This window comes from Klebsiella sp. Lac1 (assembly GCF_009825425.1).
Taxonomy (GTDB): Bacteria; Pseudomonadota; Gammaproteobacteria; order Enterobacterales; family Enterobacteriaceae; genus Klebsiella; species Klebsiella electrica.
On the sequence record NZ_VJZJ01000002.1, the window covers coordinates 477,490 to 498,282 of the forward strand.

General features: G+C 55.6%; 21 protein-coding genes and 3 tRNA genes. 15 read left to right on the forward strand and 9 right to left on the reverse strand.

Translation table 11 applies throughout. The features are described from left to right. Window positions 1-7: 7 nt before the first annotated feature. Window positions 8-475: a YbaK/EbsC family protein gene (locus tag FNY10_RS17705; RefSeq protein ID WP_160702332.1), complete on the reverse strand. Its 468-nt coding sequence runs from the start codon at window positions 473-475 to the stop codon at window positions 8-10. A 339-nt stretch (window positions 476-814) separates the two neighbouring features. Between FNY10_RS17705 and FNY10_RS17710 the strand changes: the two genes are divergently transcribed. Beyond that, on the forward strand, window positions 815-2,158 hold the full coding sequence (locus tag FNY10_RS17710; RefSeq protein WP_131049516.1) for a PTS sugar transporter subunit IIC: 1,344 nt from the start codon (window positions 815-817) through the stop codon (window positions 2,156-2,158). 43 nt (window positions 2,159-2,201) lie between these two features. Here the strand turns inward: FNY10_RS17710 and fhuF are convergent, their stop codons facing one another. After that, a complete protein-coding gene (gene fhuF / locus FNY10_RS17715; protein WP_160702330.1) occupies window positions 2,202-2,990 on the reverse strand; it encodes a siderophore-iron reductase FhuF in 789 nt (262 codons plus the stop codon). 112 nt (window positions 2,991-3,102) lie between these two features. Next, complete coding sequence (locus FNY10_RS17720) at window positions 3,103-4,149, reverse strand: GGDEF domain-containing protein (RefSeq protein WP_131049518.1); 1,047 nt, start codon at window positions 4,147-4,149, stop codon at window positions 3,103-3,105. 264 nt (window positions 4,150-4,413) lie between these two features. On the opposite strand from FNY10_RS17720, the gene FNY10_RS17725 reads away from it, so the two are divergent. Further along, the gene (locus FNY10_RS17725) at window positions 4,414-4,653 is read left to right on the forward strand and encodes a DUF1435 domain-containing protein (protein ID WP_160702577.1); all 240 of its coding nucleotides are present in this window, start codon (window positions 4,414-4,416) and stop codon (window positions 4,651-4,653) included. A 21-nt stretch (window positions 4,654-4,674) separates the two neighbouring features. Here FNY10_RS17725 and FNY10_RS17730 read toward each other — a convergent pair. The 4 genes from FNY10_RS17730 to rsmC all read right to left on the reverse strand — a co-directional run bounded on the left by FNY10_RS17730 (window position 4,675) and on the right by rsmC (window position 6,187). After that, window positions 4,675-4,760: transfer RNA gene (locus tag FNY10_RS17730), tRNA-Leu, on the reverse strand. A gap of 31 nt (window positions 4,761-4,791) precedes the next feature. After that, window positions 4,792-4,877 (reverse strand) — tRNA-Leu (locus FNY10_RS17735). A 28-nt stretch (window positions 4,878-4,905) separates the two neighbouring features. Then, a tRNA-Leu gene (locus FNY10_RS17740) sits at window positions 4,906-4,992 on the reverse strand. Window positions 4,993-5,158: 166 nt separating this feature from the next. Next, a complete protein-coding gene (gene rsmC / locus FNY10_RS17745; protein WP_100682654.1) occupies window positions 5,159-6,187 on the reverse strand; it encodes a 16S rRNA (guanine(1207)-N(2))-methyltransferase RsmC in 1,029 nt (342 codons plus the stop codon). 204 nt (window positions 6,188-6,391) lie between these two features. Between rsmC and FNY10_RS17750 the strand changes: the two genes are divergently transcribed. The 12 genes from FNY10_RS17750 (at window position 6,392) to deoD (ending at window position 17,854) form a co-directional block, all read left to right on the forward strand. Further along, window positions 6,392-6,805 carry a DNA polymerase III subunit psi gene (locus tag FNY10_RS17750; RefSeq protein WP_100682653.1) on the forward strand — a complete coding sequence of 138 codons (414 nt, stop codon included), beginning with the start codon at window positions 6,392-6,394 and terminating at the stop codon, window positions 6,803-6,805. Then, complete coding sequence (gene rimI / locus FNY10_RS17755; RefSeq protein WP_100682652.1) at window positions 6,774-7,220, forward strand: ribosomal protein S18-alanine N-acetyltransferase; 447 nt, start codon at window positions 6,774-6,776, stop codon at window positions 7,218-7,220. The genes FNY10_RS17750 and rimI overlap by 32 nt, the downstream gene beginning before the upstream one ends. Window positions 7,221-7,321: 101 nt before the next feature. Beyond that, entirely contained in the window at window positions 7,322-7,999 is a 678-nt protein-coding gene (yjjG, locus tag FNY10_RS17760) for a pyrimidine 5'-nucleotidase (protein ID WP_160702329.1), read from the forward strand. Window positions 8,000-8,090: 91 nt separating this feature from the next. Next, window positions 8,091-9,680, forward strand: coding sequence for a peptide chain release factor 3 (gene prfC / locus FNY10_RS17765; protein WP_100682650.1), 1,590 nt, complete (start codon window positions 8,091-8,093; stop codon window positions 9,678-9,680). 215 nt (window positions 9,681-9,895) lie between these two features. Then, on the forward strand, window positions 9,896-10,507 hold the full coding sequence (gene osmY / locus FNY10_RS17770; protein WP_160702328.1) for a molecular chaperone OsmY: 612 nt from the start codon (window positions 9,896-9,898) through the stop codon (window positions 10,505-10,507). A gap of 230 nt (window positions 10,508-10,737) precedes the next feature. Then, complete coding sequence (locus tag FNY10_RS17775; protein WP_100682648.1) at window positions 10,738-10,899, forward strand: DUF1328 domain-containing protein; 162 nt, start codon at window positions 10,738-10,740, stop codon at window positions 10,897-10,899. Between the two features lie 251 nt (window positions 10,900-11,150). Then, window positions 11,151-12,224: a patatin-like phospholipase family protein gene (locus FNY10_RS17780; RefSeq protein WP_100682647.1), complete on the forward strand. Its 1,074-nt coding sequence runs from the start codon at window positions 11,151-11,153 to the stop codon at window positions 12,222-12,224. Beyond that, complete coding sequence (locus FNY10_RS17785; RefSeq protein ID WP_100682646.1) at window positions 12,221-13,000, forward strand: TatD family hydrolase; 780 nt, start codon at window positions 12,221-12,223, stop codon at window positions 12,998-13,000. The genes FNY10_RS17780 and FNY10_RS17785 overlap by 4 nt, the downstream gene beginning before the upstream one ends. 494 nt (window positions 13,001-13,494) lie before the next feature. Next, on the forward strand, window positions 13,495-14,274 hold the full coding sequence (gene deoC, locus FNY10_RS17790) for a deoxyribose-phosphate aldolase (RefSeq protein ID WP_131049520.1): 780 nt from the start codon (window positions 13,495-13,497) through the stop codon (window positions 14,272-14,274). 156 nt (window positions 14,275-14,430) lie between these two features. After that, complete coding sequence (deoA, locus tag FNY10_RS17795) at window positions 14,431-15,753, forward strand: thymidine phosphorylase (RefSeq protein ID WP_141965353.1); 1,323 nt, start codon at window positions 14,431-14,433, stop codon at window positions 15,751-15,753. A gap of 52 nt (window positions 15,754-15,805) precedes the next feature. Next, a complete protein-coding gene (gene deoB / locus FNY10_RS17800; RefSeq protein ID WP_131049522.1) occupies window positions 15,806-17,029 on the forward strand; it encodes a phosphopentomutase in 1,224 nt (407 codons plus the stop codon). A 105-nt stretch (window positions 17,030-17,134) separates the two neighbouring features. Then, a complete protein-coding gene (gene deoD / locus FNY10_RS17805; protein WP_100682665.1) occupies window positions 17,135-17,854 on the forward strand; it encodes a purine-nucleoside phosphorylase in 720 nt (239 codons plus the stop codon). Between the two features lie 184 nt (window positions 17,855-18,038). Here deoD and lplA read toward each other — a convergent pair whose 3' ends face one another. Further along, window positions 18,039-19,055, reverse strand: coding sequence for a lipoate--protein ligase LplA (lplA, locus tag FNY10_RS17810; RefSeq protein WP_160702327.1), 1,017 nt, complete (start codon window positions 19,053-19,055; stop codon window positions 18,039-18,041). Between the two features lie 11 nt (window positions 19,056-19,066). After that, window positions 19,067-19,708 (reverse strand): YtjB family periplasmic protein, encoded by a 642-nt coding sequence (locus FNY10_RS17815; protein WP_131049524.1) that lies wholly within the window; start codon window positions 19,706-19,708, stop codon window positions 19,067-19,069. 103 nt (window positions 19,709-19,811) lie between these two features. On the opposite strand from FNY10_RS17815, the gene serB reads away from it, so the two are divergent. Further along, window positions 19,812-20,783 carry a phosphoserine phosphatase gene (gene serB, locus FNY10_RS17820; protein WP_131049525.1) on the forward strand — a complete coding sequence of 324 codons (972 nt, stop codon included), beginning with the start codon at window positions 19,812-19,814 and terminating at the stop codon, window positions 20,781-20,783. Window positions 20,784-20,793: the final 10 nt, after the last annotated feature.

A 20,793-nucleotide genomic window follows, 5' to 3' on the forward strand; every position in this document is an offset into this window, starting at 1 on the left:
CGGTGCTTCAGGAATGTGACTGGCAAACATCAATCCAGGTGGCTTCGGTCAACTGGGCTATTCTGTCGGGTGAAATGCGTACTGCGCTATGGACAGCGCCTGCCGCCGGTAAGACTTCCGGGTACTGTTTTAACGAAATATCACAGTAGATAGCCAGCGGGTTTTCCAGCCCGAACGGGCACACGCCGCCCACCGGATGCCCGGTCAACATCACGACCTCGTCGCTGCTGAGCATGCGCGCTTTCGCGCCAAATGCATCCTTTAGTTTTTTATTATCCAGCCGGGCGTTGCCGCTGGCGACGACAAGGACGACCCGTTCTTTTACTTTTAACGAAAGGGTTTTGGCGATTTGACCGGGTTCGACATGATGCGCGGCGGCTGCGAGGGCAACGGTGGCCGTACTTTGATTTAACTCGATGATGTCGATATCGGGGGCATGTTCGGCAAAAAACTGCCGCACGGACTGCAGGCTCATTGGGATCTCCTGATGAATGACCGATTTAATCTGTCACAAGCCTGGCGGAGTGTAAATATTGCCGATGGTGAATCAGGAATTATTCCAATTTCTGGATCTTCTTCACAATCACCGTAACCGGTTACTGTAACCGGTTGCTGTTCTGCTCGCTCAGATGAATACTGGATGAGTAACTTCCCTGTATCACATATAACAAAGAGCCGCGTATGAATCGTGCTGACTTGAACGGTATAGAGAGTGGAATAGCCAGCGTGGTTGTCCGTTCACAGAACATCTTTCATCACAACGGCAGAATAATCGTTGTTGGGCCAGTATCTAAAGCCTGTCAGGAGGGCTGCTATGTCTGCTAACCATGCCGCGTTTAATCTGATATTTCGCTTTGTAGAAAATTATATAAGCCCTGTCGCCGGGCGAATCTCGTCGCAGCGCCACGTGATGGCTATCCGTGACGGTTTCATTTCGGCGATGCCGTTTATGATTGTCGGGTCATTCCTGCTGGTCTTTGCCTACCCGCCGTTTTCGCCAGATACTACCTGGGGGTTTGCGCGCGCCTGGCTGAATTTGGCGAAAGAGTTTGAAGGGCGCATTCTGACGCCGTTCGATATGACGATGGGCATTATGTCTATCTACATTTGTGCCGCGATCTCTTATAACCTCGGCAAGCATTATGAGAAGAGCAACCAGCTCGATCCCTTCATGTGCAGCATGTTGTCCATTATGGCTTTTCTGCTGGTGGCGGCGCCAAAAACGAACGGCACCCTGCCGGTCGATAGCCTTGGCGGCACGGGGATTTTTACGGCGATTCTGGTGGCAGTGTACTGCGTTGAAATGATGCGTTTCCTGAAGGCGCACAATATCGGTATTCGACTGCCGGATCAGGTGCCGCCGATGATCAAAAACTCCTTTGATCTGCTCATTCCGGTGCTGGTGGTGGTGGTGACGCTGTATCCGCTCAGCCTGTTTATTCAGCACCATTTTGACATGCTTATTCCGCAGGCCATCATGGCCATCTTTAAACCCCTGGTATCGGCGGCGGACTCGCTGCCGGCGATTTTACTGGCGGTGCTGATCGGCCATCTGCTGTGGTTCGCCGGGATCCACGGCGCGGCGATTGTGTCTGGCATGCTGCAAATGTTCTGGCTGACCAACCTGGGGATGAACCAGCAGGCGCTGGCTCAGGGCGCGCCGCTGCCGCATATCTTTATGGAGGCGTTCTGGACCTTCTTTATTGTTATCGGGGGATCTGGCGCCACAATGGGCCTGGTCTTCTGCTACCTGCGTAGCCGGTCGGCGCATCTGCGTTCAATCGGTCGACTGAGCGTGGTGCCAAGCCTGTTTAACATTAACGAGCCGGTTATTTTCGGCACGCCTATCGTCATGAACCCGGTGTTCTTTATTCCGTTCCTGCTGGCGCCGATGGTTAACGCAGTACTGGCCTGGGCGGCGATGAAGATGGATCTGATTGGGCGAGTGATTTCAGTGGTACCGTGGACGGCTCCGGCGCCCATTGGCGGCGCGTGGGCGTTGGGCTGGGATTTCCGGGCGGCCATCCTGGTGGTTATTCTGGCCTGTGTCTCTGCGATTATCTACTTCCCGTTCTTTAAGGTGTACGAGAAACAGCTGCTGGCGCAGGAGGCTGAAGAGGCGGAGCGCATGGCGGAAGAGAACCGACAGACGGCATAAGATAACCGGCGGGCGGCCCGAATGCCGCCCGCGGTGAACGGCGCTATTTCAGCGTGCAGTCCCCGCACTGATGAACGTCGGGCAGGCGATGACGTTGACAGCAGGTGCGCCGCACCAGCAATCCTTCACGTAAAATGACCGTTCGCCACAGCGGATTGTCCTGGCCATCAGCAAACTGCTTTTCAAAGAAGCAGTGTTGGCGCAGGGCGGCAACCTGTTCGTCACCCAGCAGCGCTTTCATTTCCCCCAGATACCAGTTGATCAGATTGCCGGTATTGCTCCAGATAAGCTTGCTATTGATATCGCCGGTGGTTTCCAGCGCCTGCACTACCGGCTGCAGCGCGTTGGTCACTAGCGTTTCCATACGGGTTTGCGGCAAATGGGTTCTGGCGCAATCGTCCGCGCTGACCTCGATCCAGAAGCAGGCCGCGCGACCCGTTTCGTGAAATTCAACGCGAAAACGCTCCGGCGCGACGCTGATGGCGGTCTCTTCGCTGAGCAGTGCCAGCATCAGCGGGGGTACCAGCAGGCCGATATACCATTGTGCCCAGAGTGAAAGCAGCGGCTTTTGTTCACGCGGCATCGTTGGCTGGTGGCGATAGATATGATCGGACCAGGTTGCCAGCAGGGATCTGAGTACCGTGGGCGCTGACCATTCAGCGAGCGTCAAGGCACAGGGCGGAGCCTCTTCATCCAGGCGAAGAAAATCCAGCAGATGGGGGCGAAGGGCGGTGATTTTTTCCCGAATCGCCTTCGCCAACGCATCTTCGGCTGGCGGCAACGGAGCCTGCCAGATGATGTCATTGCTGAATGAAGGAGAACGGTAAGCCATCAAATCGCCAGATATGAATCTAAATGATAATGATTAGTGATACTAGTTATTTACCCGGGCGATGGCAAGAAATTTGTCTGCGCCGTGGGCTCAGCAGCACACGGCGGCGAGATTAACTGGCGAGGATAATGTTGCGTCCCTGGCCTTTTGCTTCGTAGAGCGCCGTATCGGCTCTTTTCAGGGCGCCATCGATATCGGTCTCCAGCAGGGGGGTCATGCCAATACTGATAGTGACATTGGTGGCGACGCTTTCATTAAACATATGGGGAATTTTCAAATCGTAGACCTGCTGGCGGATACGCTCTGCGGCCAGCAAAGCCGCTTCCGGCGTACAGTTTGTTAACAGCACCATAAACTCTTCACCACCAAAGCGCGCGACGATATCGCGCGATCGCACGGCATTGCGAATGGCTGCGGAGACCTGAATCAATGCCTGATCGCCCATCATATGGCCGTAGTGATCGTTGTAGGCTTTAAAGTGGTCAATATCCAGCAGCAGCACATGATGCCCGCTGTCACTCACCGACAGAAGGGTATCCAGACGGTTCTGCAGGCCGCGCCGGTTATATAAGCCGGTGAGCGGGTCCAGCATACTCAGATCGTTCAGGGTGTTACGTTCGCGCAGGAGTTTATCCATCAGCCCCTGGGTGAAAGCATCGTTGCGTTTTTGCATGATGCCCTGCAACGTAATGCCGGCAATGGGGAGCGTGAGGCAATACAGCATCCGTAACCACTGTTCGCTTTCGGCAAGGAACAGACAGGCGATAAACGTGGGGACAGAATGCAGGGTAAAGGCAATGATATTATTGGGGAATGCGATAGCGCCAATAAACAATATGCTTAATAACGCAATGACCAGAAAGTTAAAATGGGGCTCTGGCAGTGACAAGGCTTTTTCTGTTATATGCGACGCCCACAGTACGCCAAATATCAGAGAAATAAAAAAAATATTTATTTTGTGCTGTGAAAACTTCCAGTGCCATAGCGTCAGGGTAGCGCTGAGAATAACGATCAGCATGCAGGGAAGGGTGTAGCTGACGGGGGTATAGAGCGGACTGACTAGTGATAAAACCGCTGAAATAAAATTCAGCAGCAAGAAGAGCCGTAATGAATATTGATATTTTTTGTCATAATGCTTTTGCCAGGATTGCGCAGTCATATTGGGCTTGTCGTTATTAGTCATTAAATTTCAAAATGATGGCTGCCAAAAATGAACGATAAAAAGCACTGCACGCAGTGCGCTTTTTGCGAAATAGTCAAATATTTTAATGCATTAGTATGCCTCGCTTAATTTATCACCTTCACCAATCTATGTCATCAGGCCGAACGTAAAGAACGGAATATCCTGACGGGCAAAAGCATGACAAATGATAAAAGCTATCATATGATATTGGTTATCATTATCGATTGGATAGGTGGAAACATGTTGCAGCGAGCTTTGGGCAGTGGATGGGCAGTGCTGCTTCCAGGCATACTGGTGGCTGTACTGGGAGGGGCTGGTCTGTCGGTAGAAGCCTGGCGTGGGCTGGTCACGGTCGGGCTATTGACGTCGGCATTGATGATCTGGCATCGGCGCTTGCGGCATTTTGTCCTGTTACCGTCATGTGTGGCGTTAATTAGTGGGATTATGCTAATGGCGTTGAATTTGAAGCTGACAGGATAATACAGAGAAGGGTAAGAATATTGGTGCGAGGGGGGGGACTCGAACCCCCACATCCTAAGGACACTAACACCTGAAGCTAGCGCGTCTACCAATTCCGCCACCTTCGCACAGTATTCTTTATTTTTGATATCGCCTCGTTGGTGCGAGGGGGGGGACTCGAACCCCCACATCCTAAGGACACTAACACCTGAAGCTAGCGCGTCTACCAATTCCGCCACCTTCGCACAGTGCGAGCGATATCTGCGTGGTTTATGGTGCGAGGGGGGGGACTTGAACCCCCACGTCCGTAAGGACACTAACACCTGAAGCTAGCGCGTCTACCAATTCCGCCACCTTCGCATTCCATCGATACTCAGAAAGTATCGTTACCACGGAGGCGCATTCTAGTGGTTTTCAGCTATTCGTCAATAGTTAATTGTGTGGCCTGGATTGATTGTTGCAAAAATGGTCGGATGTGAGGGAGGGAACCGGCGGCGGGGTGGCGGCCGCCGGAGAAGCGGAAAAATTATTTTTTCGCCTGACGGGTCATGACGGTACGGTAAACCTTAAAGCGGCCGGTCTGGGCAATCACTTCATGGAAGCCGAAGACTTCATCCAGCACATCCGGATACGGCAGGAAGGCGTTGGCGACAATACGCAGCTCCCCGCCGCTGTTCAGATGACGGACCGCGCCGCGAATCAACGTTTGCGCGGCTTCCTGGCTGGTCTGCAGGCCATCGTGGAACGGCGGGTTGGAGATAATCATGTCGAAACGACCGTTCACTTCGGAGAACACATTGCTGGCGAACACGTCACCTTCAATGCCGTTAGCGGCGAGCGTGGCGCGGCTCGCTTCAACCGCCGGTGCGCTGACGTCACAGAGCGTCAGGCGGACCTTCGGCGAGTGGCTGGCCAGTACGGTCGCCAGCACGCCTGCGCCGCAGCCGACATCGAGGACTTTACCCTTGGTGTGCGGCGTCAGCGTTGACAGCAGCAGCTGGCTGCCAATGTCCAGTCCGTCACGGCTGAATACGCCGGGCAGCGTTTTAATGGTCAGATTTTCCAGCGGGTATTCGCCCCAGTACTGTTGCGCATCGAACGTCGGCTGTTTTTCCAGACGCCCGTGATACAGCCCGCAGCGACGTGCGCTGTCCACTTTCGTCAGGGGGACATATTCGGCCAGCATCTGTTCGGCGCTGCGAACGCCGCTGCGGTTTTCACCGACGACGAAGACGTCAATCCCGACCGGCAGCAGCGACAACAGATTCATCAACTGAAACTGCGCTTCCGGTTTGTTCTTTGGCCAGTAGTAAATCAGCGTATCGCAACCGGCAACATCGCCGGCTTCGGCGACCAGGCTAAAACGAACGTTTTCGCCCATCTGGCCGTTCAGCGCTTGCCAGTGGTGAAACTGCTGGGTGTGGGCGCGACTGGCCGCGGTGTCCAGACGTGCGGGCAGGTCATCCTGCAGGTCACCGGCAAACAGAACGCGTGCGGGTTCGAAATCATCACTGTGGCGCAGCAAGACTTCACTTGCCGGGGTAAAAGCAGACATGAAACACTCCTTCATTAAGACTGGCGCCGATTATACACGTTATCCAAAATGCTGCCTCTTTGTTGGCGCTGCTGGCGCCGCCCGCGCGCGGATAACGTTACGCCGGTCATCTCCGGGCGAACGGCAGGCGCGTCTACGTAGTTTGTTGGCGCAGATAAGCGGGATTTGCTATATTGCGCGCTTAATTCACAGGAGTGTTGCGCTATGACTTCCCGACGAGAGTGGCAATTACAGCAACTGGGTATCACCCGGTGGTCGCTGCGTCGCCCCGGGGCGTTACAGGGTGAAATTGCTATCTCGCTTGCCGGGCATATTCGGTTGGTGATGGTGGCGGAAAACCCGCCGTCGCTGACTGAACCGCTCATCAGCGATATTCTCCGTGCTCTGGCGCTGTCGCCGGATCAGGTACTGCAGCTCACGCCGGATCGCGTGGCTATGTTGCCGCAGGATAGCCGCTGCAACAGCTGGCGGCTGGGTACTGACGCGCCGTTACTGCTGGCGGGCGCACAGGTTTCGACGCCCGCTTTTGATGAACTCCAGACCAGCGCGCCTGCCCGTATGGCGCTCTGGCAACAAATCTGCGCTCATGAACACGATTTCTACCCTCAACACGGCTGATTTGCCCCGTGCCTGGCAAATAGAACAACGCGCCCACGCTTTTCCGTGGAGCGAGCAAACCTTTGCCAGTAATCAGGGTGAGCGCTATCTGAACCTTCAACTGACGGTTGATGGCGAGATGGCGGCCTTCGCGATTACGCAAATTGTCCTGGATGAGGCGACGCTGTTTAACATCGCCGTCGACCCGGCTTTTCAGCGGCGTGGCCTTGGGCGAGCGCTGCTGGAACAGGTGATTGATGAGGTCGAGAAACGCGGGATCGTGACGCTATGGCTGGAGGTGCGCGCGTCGAACGCCGCCGCTATCGCCCTTTACGAGAGCTTAGGTTTTAACGAGGCAACCATTCGTCGTGGCTATTATCCCACGGCCGACGGGCGTGAGGATGCGATCATAATGGCGTTGCCAGTCAGTATGTAACAGCCTGTACGCCAGGCTTTTTTAAGGGCAGGTCTGACGCTGTGATGTTCAGATCTGCTGTAACAAGACGCCTGTGGGGCGGGCAATGACAGGGTGATACGATGAAGTGGGACTGGATTTTCTTTGATGCCGACGAAACGCTGTTTACGTTTGATTCTTTTACCGGTCTGCAGCGAATGTTTCTCGACTATAGCGTGACCTTTAGCGCCGAAGATTTTCAGGACTATCAGGCCGTGAATAAACCCCTGTGGGTGGATTATCAAAACGGCACGATCACTGCGCTGCAGCTGCAACATCAGCGTTTTAATAGCTGGGCGGAGCGCCTCAGCGTGCCGCCGGGCGAACTCAACGACGCCTTTATGAATGCGATGGCCGAGATCTGCTCGCCGCTGCCGGGAGCGGTATCGCTGCTGAATGCGCTGCAGGGCAAGGTGAAGATGGGGATCATCACCAACGGGTTTACCTCCCTGCAGCAGATCCGTCTGGAACGTACCGGCTTGCGCGATCACTTTGATTTATTGATTATTTCTGAAGAGGTTGGCGTAGCGAAGCCGGACGCGCGCATTTTCGAATACGCGCTGGCGCAGGCGGGTCATCCCGATCGTTCCCGCGTACTGATGGTCGGCGATACGGCGGAGTCCGATATTCGCGGCGGGGTGAATGCCGGCCTGGCCACCTGCTGGCTGAACGCCCATCAGGGGGAATTGCCTGCCGATCTTCACCCCGACTGGGCGGTGACCTCTTTAAGCGACCTGGAGCAGCTCCTGTGTAAACACTGATTGCCTCCCCCCCATTGATGGGTAAAATAGCCGCAATTTTTCGTATTCCACATGCGTGGCCGGTTGCCGCGTTTACTAAGAAGAATCAATTATGACGTTGTCTCCTTATCTGCAAGAGGTGGCTAAACGCCGCACTTTTGCCATTATCTCTCACCCGGATGCCGGTAAAACGACCATCACCGAGAAGGTATTACTGTTCGGACAGGCGATTCAGACCGCCGGTACCGTTAAAGGCCGTGGTTCCAGCCAGCATGCCAAATCAGACTGGATGGAGATGGAAAAGCAGCGTGGTATCTCCATTACCACCTCGGTGATGCAGTTCCCGTATCACAACAGCCTGGTTAACCTGCTGGATACCCCGGGTCACGAAGACTTCTCCGAAGATACCTACCGTACTCTGACGGCGGTGGACTGCTGTCTGATGGTCATCGATGCGGCGAAAGGCGTTGAAGACAGGACCCGTAAGCTGATGGAAGTTACCCGTCTGCGCGATACGCCGATCCTGACGTTCATGAACAAACTCGACCGTGATATCCGCGACCCGATGGAGCTGCTGGATGAGGTGGAGAACGAGCTGCGTATCGCCTGCGCGCCGATCACCTGGCCGATTGGCTGCGGTAAGCTGTTTAAGGGCGTATACCATCTCTACAAAGATGAGACCTATCTCTATCAGACCGGTAAGGGCCACACGATTCAGGAAGTGCGGATCGTGAAAGGGTTGAATAACCCGGATCTCGATCAGGCGGTCGGCGAAGATCTGGCGCAGCAGTTGCGCGATGAGCTGGAGCTGGTGCAGGGCGCTTCAAACGAGTTTGATAAAGATCTGTTCCTCGCAGGCGAAATCACCCCGGTCTTCTTTGGTACGGCCTTAGGTAACTTCGGCGTGGATCATATGCTGGATGGCCTGGTGGAGTGGGCGCCGGCGCCGATGCCGCGTAAAACCGATACCCGTGAAGTGACGGCGGAAGAAGAGAAATTTACCGGTTTCGTCTTTAAAATTCAGGCCAACATGGATCCGAAACACCGTGACCGCGTGGCCTTTATGCGCGTGGTGTCCGGTCAGTATGAGAAGGGCATGAAGCTGCGTCAGGTGCGTACGGGTAAAGACGTGGTGATTTCCGATGCGCTGACCTTTATGGCCGGCGACCGTTCTCATGTGGAAGAGGCCTGGCCGGGCGATATCATCGGTCTGCACAACCACGGCACGATTCAGATCGGCGATACCTTCACTCAGGGCGAGATGATGAAGTTCACCGGTATCCCGAACTTTGCACCGGAGCTGTTCCGTCGCATTCGCCTGAAGGATCCGCTGAAACAGAAACAGCTGCTGAAAGGGCTGGTACAGCTTTCTGAAGAGGGCGCGGTACAGGTCTTCCGTCCGATCGCCAATAACGACCTTATTGTCGGCGCGGTCGGTGTGCTGCAGTTTGATGTGGTCGTGGCTCGCCTGAAGAGTGAATACAACGTTGAAGCGATTTACGAATCGGTGAACGTGGCGACCGCGCGTTGGGTAGAGTCCACCGACGTGAAAAAATTTGAGGAATTTAAGCGCAAAAACGAAATTCAGCTGGCCCTCGATGGCGGTGATAACCTGACATATATTGCGCCAACCATGGTTAACCTGAATCTGACGCAGGAACGCTATCCTGACGTGATGTTCCGTAAAACTCGCGAGCACTAATCCCTTCCGGAGCGCGGTTCTCCCCGCGCTCCACGCTATTTTTTCGTCGTTTCCCGCGCTATAGAAAGTTCTTAAAGATGCCGTCAGCGTAACTTTTTGTACATATTTTCCGTCTCTTTGATGACCTTCTACTATATTTAATAAGTAATTTTTAAGATTCTGGCTTAATTAACTACTTATTTTGCTTTAGCGGTAGAAATAACGAGGACAGAGAGATGACAAGACTAAAGAATGCCGGGACGTTGCTGGCTCTCTTCTTAGGCTCAGCCATGATAAGCGCCTCGGCATATGCAGAAAATCCGCCGGCGGGCAGCGCACAATCGGTTGCCACCAGTGCGGGCAAGGCCGTCGACAGCTCGCTGAATAAAGTCGGCGATTTTATGGATGACAGCACGATCACCGCCAGGGTGAAAGCGGCGTTGATTGACGATAAAAATATTCGCAGCAGCGATATCTCCGTGAAAACAGAGAATAAAGTGGTGACGCTAAGCGGTTCGGTTGACGGTGCGGGGCAAAAAGATCTGGCGGTGAACGCCGCGAAAACGGTCAAAGGCGTGACCAGCGTGAATGACCAGCTGCGCGTGGTTGCAGAGCCATCTGCTAGCCTGAAGGGGTATGCAGGCGATACGGCTATTACCAGTCAAATCAAAGCCAAACTGTTGGCGGATGACATTGTGCCGTCGCGAAAAGTCACGGTTGAAACCCGCGGCGGAACCGTCCATTTATCCGGGACCGTTGATTCTCGTCAGCAGGCGGACCGTGCGGCAGACATTGCCAAAGCCGTTTCTGGCGTAAAAAACGTAGAAAATAATCTCAGCGTTAAATAATCCCATTCATTTAATAACGTTATTTCCCGCGAACTATTTCACCTGCGGGAGGTAAATAAATGAATCCTCTGGCGCTTATTCAGGTCATTTTATCGAGGAACACGGGCATCGCCCAACCACCAGTAATTCGACGTATGACGAGTTAAGAAAAAGAGCATGACAGGGTTGATTTATGCGCGGCCTGAGCGCGCAGAAACGCGACCGTTATCCACTATGGTAAGGAGCACATTATGTTTCGATGGGGTATTATTTTTCTGGTCATTGCACTGATTGCCGCCGCGTTAGGATTTGGTAGCCTGGCGGGTACGGCTGCCTGGGCTGCAAAAATCGTCTTTGTCGTCGGTATTATTCTGTTCCTGATTAGCCTGTTTACCGGGCGCCGGCGCCCATAGAAAGCGATCTTTCCCTGTCGCGCAAGATGCGAAAGGCGTTTCACTGACATAGCGTTTTACATAAAGCCAGTCCTCAGGACTGGCTTTCGTGGTTTCTGGGGGGTAATAATTGCAGGACGGCGCGGCGCTGGACGTCAGGATTCCTAAACGCGTGCGGGCGGCGGGCATCGTCCGACGGGCCGGGTGCGCTGGGGGGAGACCCCAGCGGATCTTTTTGGGCTGGTACAATAAAAACATAACAGGAAAGCAGGGTGGGACATCGAATTCCCGTAACGCTTGGCAATATTGCACCGTTGTCTGTCAAACCATTTATTCCGGGCAAGCTTGGCCTGGTGTGTGAGGGCGGCGGTCAGCGAGGTATTTTTACCGCCGGAGTACTCGATGAGTTCATGCGCGCGGGATTCAACCCCTTTGACATTATGTTGGGGACATCCGCCGGAGCGCAGAACCTGTCGGCCTACATGTGCAACCAGCAGGGCTATGCCCGCAAGGTCATCACCCGTTACACCACGGCCCGGGAATTTTTCGATCCTATGCGTTTTGTCCGCGGCGGCAATCTTATCGATCTTGACTGGCTGGTGGAGACCGCGGCGCAAAAAATGCCGCTGGCGATGAGCTATGCGGAAGAGCAGTTCGCTCAGGGGAAAGAGCTGTGGATGTGCGCCTGCCGGGGCGATGATTATACGCCAGACTATTTTGCTCCCACCCAGGCCACGTGGCTCGATCTGATCCGCGCCTCCAGCGCGATCCCTGGTTTTTATCGCAGCGGCGTCATGCTGGACGGCATCAGCTATCTGGATGGCGGCGTCAGTGATGCGATTCCTGTGCAGGAGGCGGCCCGACGCGGGGCGCAAACCATCGTGGTTATCCGCACGGTGCCTTCGCAGATGTTCTATACTCCCCAGTGGTTTAAGCGAATGGAGCGTTGGCTGGGGGAAAGCAGTCTGCAGCCGTTTGTGAACCTGGTCCAGCACCATGAGGCCACCTATCGCACGACCCAACAGTTTATTGAGAAGCCGCCGGGTAAGCTGCGAATCCTGGAAATCTATCCGCAGAAACCGCTGAAAAGCATGGCGCTGGGAAGCCGTTTACCGGCGCTGCTGGAGGACTACAAGACCGGGCGGCAGTGCGGGCGCTATTTCCTCGCGACGGTCGGCAAGCTGCTGGCCGACCGTCCGCCGCTGGTGCGTCATTTGCCGCGTGTCGCGCAGCCCGCCTCGGTCGTGGTGCCGGCGGCTTCCGTCGCCAACGATTCTCACCCGGCGACCTTTGTGACCGCCCCGCAGGCCAATGACGCCCACTTTGATAACGAGGATCTGGCATGACGTGGCCGTTTATCGATACGCATTGTCATTTTGATTTTCCGCCCTTCGCCGACCATGCGGCCGACAGTCTTGCCCGGGCGGCGCAAGCCGGCGTCACGCAGATAATTGTTCCGGCCATTGAAGCGGAAAATTTCCCCCGCGTATTAGCGCTGGCGGAGCAGCATGCGGCGCTTTATGCCGCCGTGGGACTGCATCCCATTGTGATTGAACGGCATGATGAGCGCAGCCTTGAGCTGCTGGAAGCGTGCCTGCGCCAACGCCACCGGAAGCTGGTCGCCGTGGGGGAGACGGGGCTCGATCTGTATCGTGACGATCCGCAGTTTGAGCGCCAGCAGGTCATGCTGGAGGCACAGCTGCGGCTGGCGAAGCGTTACGATCTGCCGGTGATTCTGCACTCCCGACGCACTCACGATACGCTGGCGATGCTGTTGAAAAAACATGCGCTGCCGAGAACCGGCGTGGTGCATGGTTTTGCGGGAAGCCTGCAGCAGGCGGAACGCTTTGTGCAGTCAGGATATAAAATTGGCGTCGGCGGGACCATAACCTACCCGCGAGCCAGCAAAACGCGTGATGTGATGGCGCGTCTGCCGCTATCGGCCCTGCTGCTGGAAACGGATGCGCCGGATATGCCGCTCAATGGTTTTCAGGGGCAACCAAATCGGCCAGAACAGGTGGCCCGTGTCTTTGCCTCGTTATGTGAACTGCGGCAGGAACCTGCGGATGTTATTGCGAATGCGTTGATACACAATACGAAAGCGTTGTTCTATACCCTGTGACGCGGCTGGCGTAGCGCACTCTCAGCGATGTCGCTCGGGCGTCAGCCGCGACTAAGACGTTGCGGCATCATCGTGGGCTGACTGCCTTATGACCTGGATATCCTCTCTTCTGAACCCCTTCCTGTCAAAATGTTATAATTCCATCATTTTTAATTTTCATTAAATTTGTTATTTTTCAATTTTTTATGTTTGAAATTTTATTTTTAGCACAAAATGCACCCGCTTTGATCGAGAGGTTTTGTGGTTTTATGTTATTATTATAACACTCTCTCGCATCTGAGGATTCTGATTATGCTTAAAGTAAACCCGGCGTTCTGAAGCGTAATATTGCACCTTGAAAGGTGATGTGGATCACATTACAGCTATGCAAATTCCAGGTGAGTTTTCATTAACTGTGATGAATGTCGAAGTGTAACGGCGAGGTGATGTTACAATAGTAACAGACTCGCAAGGTGAGAAACTATTGAACCGGCAATAAGCCGTCGGAGTGAGAAATGACTGATTTATCTACAAGCAGCCTGCGCGCGTTGAAACTGATGGACCTGACTACGCTGAACGACGATGACACCAATGAAAAGGTGATCGCTCTGTGCCATCAGGCAAAAACGCCGGTAGGCAATACCGCGGCCATCTGCATCTATCCGCGTTTTATCCCGATCGCTCGTAAGACGCTGAACGCGCAAGGCACCCCGGATATCCGTATCGCCACGGTGACCAACTTCCCGCATGGTAACGATGATATCGCTATCGCGCTGGCGGAAACCCGTGCGGCCATCGCTTACGGCGCGGATGACGTTGACGTGGTATTCCCGTACCGCGCGCTGATCGCAGGTAACGAGCAGGTCGGATTCGATCTGGTGAAAGCCTGTAAAGAGGCCTGCGCGGCGGCTAACGTGCTGTTGAAAGTGATAATCGAAACCGGTGAGCTGAAAGAAGAAGCGTTAATTCGTAAAGCTTCTGAAATTTCTATTAAAGCCGGGGCGGATTTTATCAAAACCTCGACCGGTAAAGTCCCGGTAAACGCGACGCCGGAAAGCGCACGCATCATGCTGGAAGTGATCCGCGATATGGGCGTGCAGAATACCGTTGGCTTTAAGCCTGCGGGCGGCGTTCGCAGCGCTGAAGATGCACAGCAGTTCCTCGCCATTGCCGACGAAATGTTCGGCGCCGACTGGGCGGATTCTCGCCACTATCGTTTTGGCGCCTCCAGCCTGCTGGCAAGTCTGCTGAAAGCGCTGGGTCACGGCGACGGTAAGAGCGCCAGCAGCTACTAAGGCGTAACGGCGACAAAACCGTAGCCCGGATGAGGCGCAGCTGCGCCGATTCCGGGAAATCCCCGGCGTCGCGACGCCCGGCCGGGCTACAGGATCTTAGCGCGGGCGCAGGTTGCGCCGCCCGCCGAATTTGACCTTATTCCTCAGGAGGTTACCTTGTTTCTCGCCCAGGAAATTATTCGTAAAAAACGTGATGGCCATGCGCTGAGCGATGACGAAATTCGCTTTTTCATCAACGGGATCCGCGATAACACCGTTTCTGAAGGGCAGATCGCGGCGCTGGCGATGACCATCTTTTTCCACGATATGTCTATGCCAGAACGCGTCTCGCTAACTATGGCAATGCGGGATTCAGGAACCGTTCTGGACTGGAAAAGCCTCAATTTGAACGGCCCGATTGTCGATAAACACTCTACCGGCGGCGTGGGCGATGTGACTTCGCTGATGCTTGGCCCGATGGTTGCCGCCTGCGGCGGCTATGTGCCGATGATCTCCGGGCGCGGTCTCGGTCATACCGGCGGCACCCTCGACAAACTGGAAGCCATTCCAGGTTTCGATATCTTCCCGGATGACACCCGTTTCCGCGACATTATTAAAGATGTTGGCGTCGCCATCATTGGGCAGACTAGTTCGCTGGCCCCTGCCGACAAACGTTTCTATGCCACCCGCGATATTACCGCGACGGTGGATTCCATCCCGCTCATCACCGCCTCGATTCTGGCGAAAAAACTGGCCGAAGGCCTGGATGCGCTGGTGATGGACGTCAAAGTAGGCAGCGGCGCCTTTATGCCGACCTACGAACTCTCCGCAGCGCTTGCCGAAGCGATCGTTGGCGTTTCCAACGGCGCCGGCGTGCGGACTACCGCGCTGCTGACCGATATGAACCAGGTGCTGGCATCCAGCGCCGGTAATGCCGTCGAAGTCCGTGAAGCGGTCCGCTTCCTGACCGGCGAATACCGTAATCCGCGTCTGTTTGATGTGACCATGGCGCTGTGCGCCGAAATGCTGATTTCCGGCAAGCTGGCCGAGGATGACGCCGACGCGCGGGCGAAACTGCAGGCGGTGCTGGACAACGGCAAAGCGGCGGAACTCTTTGGCCGGATGGTCGCCGCGCAAAAAGGGCCGACCGATTTCGTCGAGAACTACGATAACTATCTGCCCACGGCCATGCTGAGCAAAGCGGTCTTCGCTGATGGCGAAGGATTTGTCGCGGAAATGGACACTCGTGCGCTGGGGATGGCGGTGGTGTCGATGGGCGGCGGTCGTCGCCAGGCATCCGACCCGATTGACTACAGCGTCGGCTTTACCGACATGGCGCGCCTGGGCGACAGCGTTGACGGGCAGCGTCCGCTCGCGGTTATCCACGCCAAAGACGAAACCAGCTGGCAGGAAGCGGCGAAAGCCGTCAAAGCGGCAATTAAACTGAACGATAAGGCGCCGAAAGAAACCCCGACGGTCTATCGCCGAATCACCGAATAACGGTATACTGATCTGATCGCTTTTTTGCAGCGCAAAAGGTACGGAGAATAATATGAAACGTGCATTTATTATGGTGCTGGACTCTTTCGGCATCGGTGCGACTGAAGATGCCGCTCGCTTTGGCGACGTCGGCTCAGACACGATGGGCCACATTGCTGAAGCCTGCGCTAAGGGCGAGGCTGACCACGGCCGCAAAGGCCCGCTGAATTTGCCTAACCTGACCCGTCTGGGTCTGGTGAAAGCGCATGAAGGCTCTACCGGTAAAATTGCCGCCGGTATGGACGGTAATGCGGAAGTCATTGGCGCCTATGCCTGGGCGCATGAGCTCTCTTCCGGTAAAGATACGCCGTCCGGCCACTGGGAAATCGCCGGGGTGCCAGTTCTGTTCGAATGGGGCTACTTCAGTGACCATCAGAACAGCTTCCCGCAGGAGCTGCTGGATAAACTGGTTAAACGCGCGAATCTGCCGGGCTATCTCGGCAACTGCCACTCCTCCGGGACGGTGATTCTGGATGAGCTTGGCGAAGAGCATATGAAAACCGGCAAGCCGATTTTCTATACTTCCGCTGACTCCGTGTTCCAGATTGCCTGCCACGAAGAGACCTTTGGTCTGGATAAACTCTACGCGCTGTGCGAAATCGCGCGTGAAGAACTGACTGAAGGGGGTTATAACATTGGCCGCGTTATCGCGCGTCCGTTTGTGGGTGATAAACCGGGTCACTTCCAGCGTACCGGCAACCGTCACGATCTGGCCGTTGAACCGCCAGCGCCGACCGTATTGCAAAAGCTGGTTGACGAAAAAGATGGCCACGTGGTTTCCGTCGGGAAAATCGCCGATATCTATGCCAACTGCGGGATCACGAAAAAAGTGAAAGCGACCGGCCTGGATGCGCTGTTTGACGCGACCATCAAAGAGATGAAAGAAGCGGGTGATAAGACCATCGTTTTCACTAACTTCGTGGACTTCGACTCTTCCTGGGGCCACCGTCGCGATATCGCCGGTTATGCTGCGGGTCTGGAACTGTTCGACCGTCGTCTGCCGGAGCTGATGGCGCTGGTGGGTGAAGATGACATTCTGATCCTGACCGCTGACCACGGCTGTGACCCGAGCTGGCAGGGCACTGACCACACGCGTGAGCACATCCCGGTCCTGGTCTACGGCCCGAAAGTTAAACCGGGTTCGCTGGGCCACCGTGAAACCTTCGCCGATATCGGCCAGACGCTGGCGAAATATTTTGGTACGTCCGACATGGAATATGGCAAGGCCATGTTCTGATGTCATTGCCGGGTGGCGGCTGCGCCTTACCCGGCCTACAAAACCGTAGGCGCGGATTGCTGCGCGCCACCGGGCAAAAAAAATTCAAATGAAAAGGAACTGAAGATGGCAACTCCTCACATTAATGCAGAAATGGGTGATTTCGCTGACGTCGTGTTGATGCCGGGCGACCCGCTGCGCGCGAAGCACATCGCGGAAACTTTCCTTGAAGACGTGCGCGAAGTGAACAACGTGCGCGGTATGCTGGGCTTTACCGGCACCTATAAAGGCCGCCAGATCTCCGTCATGGGTCACGGCATGGGTATCCCGTCCTGCTCCATCTACACCAAAGAGCTGATCACCGATTTCGGCGTGAAGAAGATTATCCGCGTGGGTTCCTGCGGTGCGGTACGTGCGGATGTGAAACTGCGTGATGTGGTGATTGGCATGGGCGCGTGCACCGACTCCAAAGTCAACCGTCTGCGTTTTAAAGATCACGATTTTGCTGCGATCGCTGACTTCGATATGGTGCGTAACGCGGTGGATGCCGCGAAAGCGCTGGGCGTTGATGCCCGCGTTGGTAACATCTTCTCCGCAGACCTGTTCTATACGCCGGATCCGTCCATGTTCGACGTGATGGAAAAATACGGTATCCTGGGCGTGGAAATGGAAGCCGCCGGTATCTACGGCGTAGCGGCGGAGTTCGGGGCGAAAGCGCTGACTATCTGCACCGTATCCGATCATATTCGTACGCATGAGCAGACGACTGCGGCTGAGCGTCAGACGACGTTCAACGATATGATCAAAATCGCGCTGGAATCCGTTCTGCTGGGCGATAAAGCGTAAACGTTGCATTGCCCGGTGGCGCTGCGCTTACCGGGCCTACTAAACTGAGCGGAATCTGTACACATTCACGCGTTGAGCGGGTGCAGAATTTGTAGGCCGGACAGGGCGTAGCCGCCATTCGCGTGCTGAGCGGGTGCAGAATTTGTAGGCCGGATAAGGCGTAGCCGCCATCCGGCTTTTTTCATCAGCGCACCGCGCCGGCAATCCACGCCGACAGCTCCCTCAGCTCTCTCTCCTGCTCCGGGAAATCGACTAATAATCCTTCACAGATCTGCTGCAGCACGTCAGCCCGATACGGGCAGCCCTGCAATCGCGTAGCCAGCGCCTCCAGCGGTGCCGGATTCAGGCTATCGGTAAAGACCTGCGTACGGGTGATATGCCCTTTCTCAACGTCGAAGTGCAGCTCCACGCCGCCCCAGACAAAGCGCTCATCCAGCAGGTGGGAGAAGGCCGGCGCCTGACCAAAATTCCATGCCCAGCTGCTCTGGCGGGCGAAGGTTTCGGCAAAGTTCGGCAGATCCGGCATCTTATCGGGTGAAATCACTTCCGCGGCGACGCGCTCGCCGTAGTAGGCGAAAAAGGCTTCTTCAATCGCTGAGCAGACCTGCTGGTGCGTAATACCCGGCAGCAGCTCAACCAGGTTGGCCACACGGCCGCGTACCGAGGTGATGCCTTTCGCCTGCAGCTTCTTTTTATCCGGATTGAGATAGTTTGCCAGACGACTTAAATCGGCATTCAACAGCAGCGTGCCGTGGTGAAAACCGCGGTCAAGGGTTTCGCGATAGGCCGAACCGGAGATTTTACGATCGCCTTCGGCAGTGTTAACGACCAGGTCATTGCGCCCGGATGCTTCCGCGGTGACGCCCAGCGCCGCCAGCGCCGCCAGCACAATCCGCGTGGAGACGGTCTTATCGTACTCGGGTTTCCCCGCCATGAAGGTAAAACAGGTGTTCCCGAGGTCGTGAAATACCGCGCCTCCGCCGCTGCTGCGGCGGGCCAGGCGGACGTTATCCTCTTCCATCCGGCGGGTGTTGCACTCTTTCCACGGGTTTTGCGCCCGGCCAATGACCACCGTGTCGGCATTGCGCCACAGGAACAGCACGCGCTGGGTGGCGGGCATCTGGCGGAAAATACACTCTTCAACCGCGAGGTTGAACCACGGGTCCGTGGAGTCTGAGAGCAGCAGGCGTAGCGTCGACATCAGCGATTTCCTTATTCTGATTCATCTTTATCTTCGTCCTGCACCGGCTTATTGGCGGTGAGCAGGAAGGGCGATTGCTGCCAGCGGGTGCGCTTGCCCTGCAGCAGCGTGCGGGTCAGCACCACGCCGATAGCCAGCGACAGCAGCAGCATCAGACGTAAAATATTGGTGGTATTATCCACCTGTTGCGCCTCGGTGGCTAACGTATGGGTATCCAGCGTCAGGCGCAGGTAGCCAAGCGGCCCGTTTTTACCCTGAATCGGCTCCACGATTTGCTGATTGAAGTAGCCGCCCGCTTTTTTGCCGTCCAGCGCCAGCCTGTCGCGCACATTGACCCCTTCGCCCGAGCGGGCGACCAGATCGCCCTGGTCGTCATAGACTCCGGCATCGAGGACCCGGCTCTGGCGGGTGAGCCGCTCCAGCAGCTCACCGATCCGTTTTTCATCGGGCGTCTCGCTGCGCATCATTGGCGCCAGATTCAGCGTAACCTGCTGCGCAAGGGTGCGAGCCAGTTCTTCTAACTGTGGATTACGTTGCTTTTGGCTGTTCTGGCTGAACCACGACGCTCCCTGCATCAGGGCAACGAGAAGTGCGAGGCAGATAAGAACAATGACGGCGCGATGCAGTCGGAATTTCAGTTTTGCGCGTACCATATTCCACCTTTAATATTTACAGCTTAATGTTGCCAGAAGCGCTGGTTACAAGGTAGCCTCATGCGTTATTTTCCTGGCCTGAATAAAGAAATGTGGAGCCGTAATGCCAAACAGTTTGACCTGGTGCGATCTGCCCGAAGATGTTTCCCTGTGGCCTGGATTACCGCTTTCGTTGAGCGGTGATGAGGTCATGCCGCTGGATTATCATGCCGGACGCAGCGGCTGGCTGCTCTACGGGCGCGGCCTTGATAAACGCCGGCTGACGGACTGGCAGCGTGAGCTGGGGGCGGCGCTGGTTATCGTTGCCGCCTGGGTTGTCGAAGATTATCAGGTTATTCGTCTGGCGGGCTCTCTGACGCTGCGGGCAACCCGACTGGCGCACGAAGCGGGGCTGGATGTCGCTCCGCTGGGGAAAATTCCGCATCTGCGCACGCCCGGGCTGCTGGTGATGGATATGGATTCTACGGCGATTCAAATCGAGTGCATTGACGAAATCGCCAAACTGGCCGGCACCGGCGAAATGGTGTCGGAAGTGACTGAACGCGCGATGCGCGGCGAGCTGGATTTCACCGCCAGCCTGCGTCAGCGGGTGGCGACGTTGAAAGATGCCGATGCCAGTATTCTGCTGCAGGTGCGTGAATCGCTGCCGCTGATGCCGGGGCTGGCGCAGCTGGTGCTGAAGCTGGAGACGCTGGGCTGGAAAGTCGCGATTGCCTCCGGCGGGTTTACCTTCTTCGCCGAATACCTGCGCGACAAGCTGCATCTTGACGCCGTGGTCGCCAATGAGCTGGAGATTATGGACGGCAAGCTGACCGGGAACGTCATCGGCGATATTGTCGATGCCAAATATAAAGCCGCCACGCTGAGAAAACTGGCGGAAAAATATGCAATCCCGCCGGCACAGACCGTGGCAATCGGCGATGGCGCCAACGATCTACCGATGATCAAAGCGGCGGGACTGGGGATCGCGTATCATGCTAAGCCAAAAGTGAATGAGCAGGCGGAAGTCACCATCCGTCACGCTGACCTGATGGGGGTCTTCTGTATTCTCTCCGGCAGCATGAATCAAAAGTAAGAGGTAACAC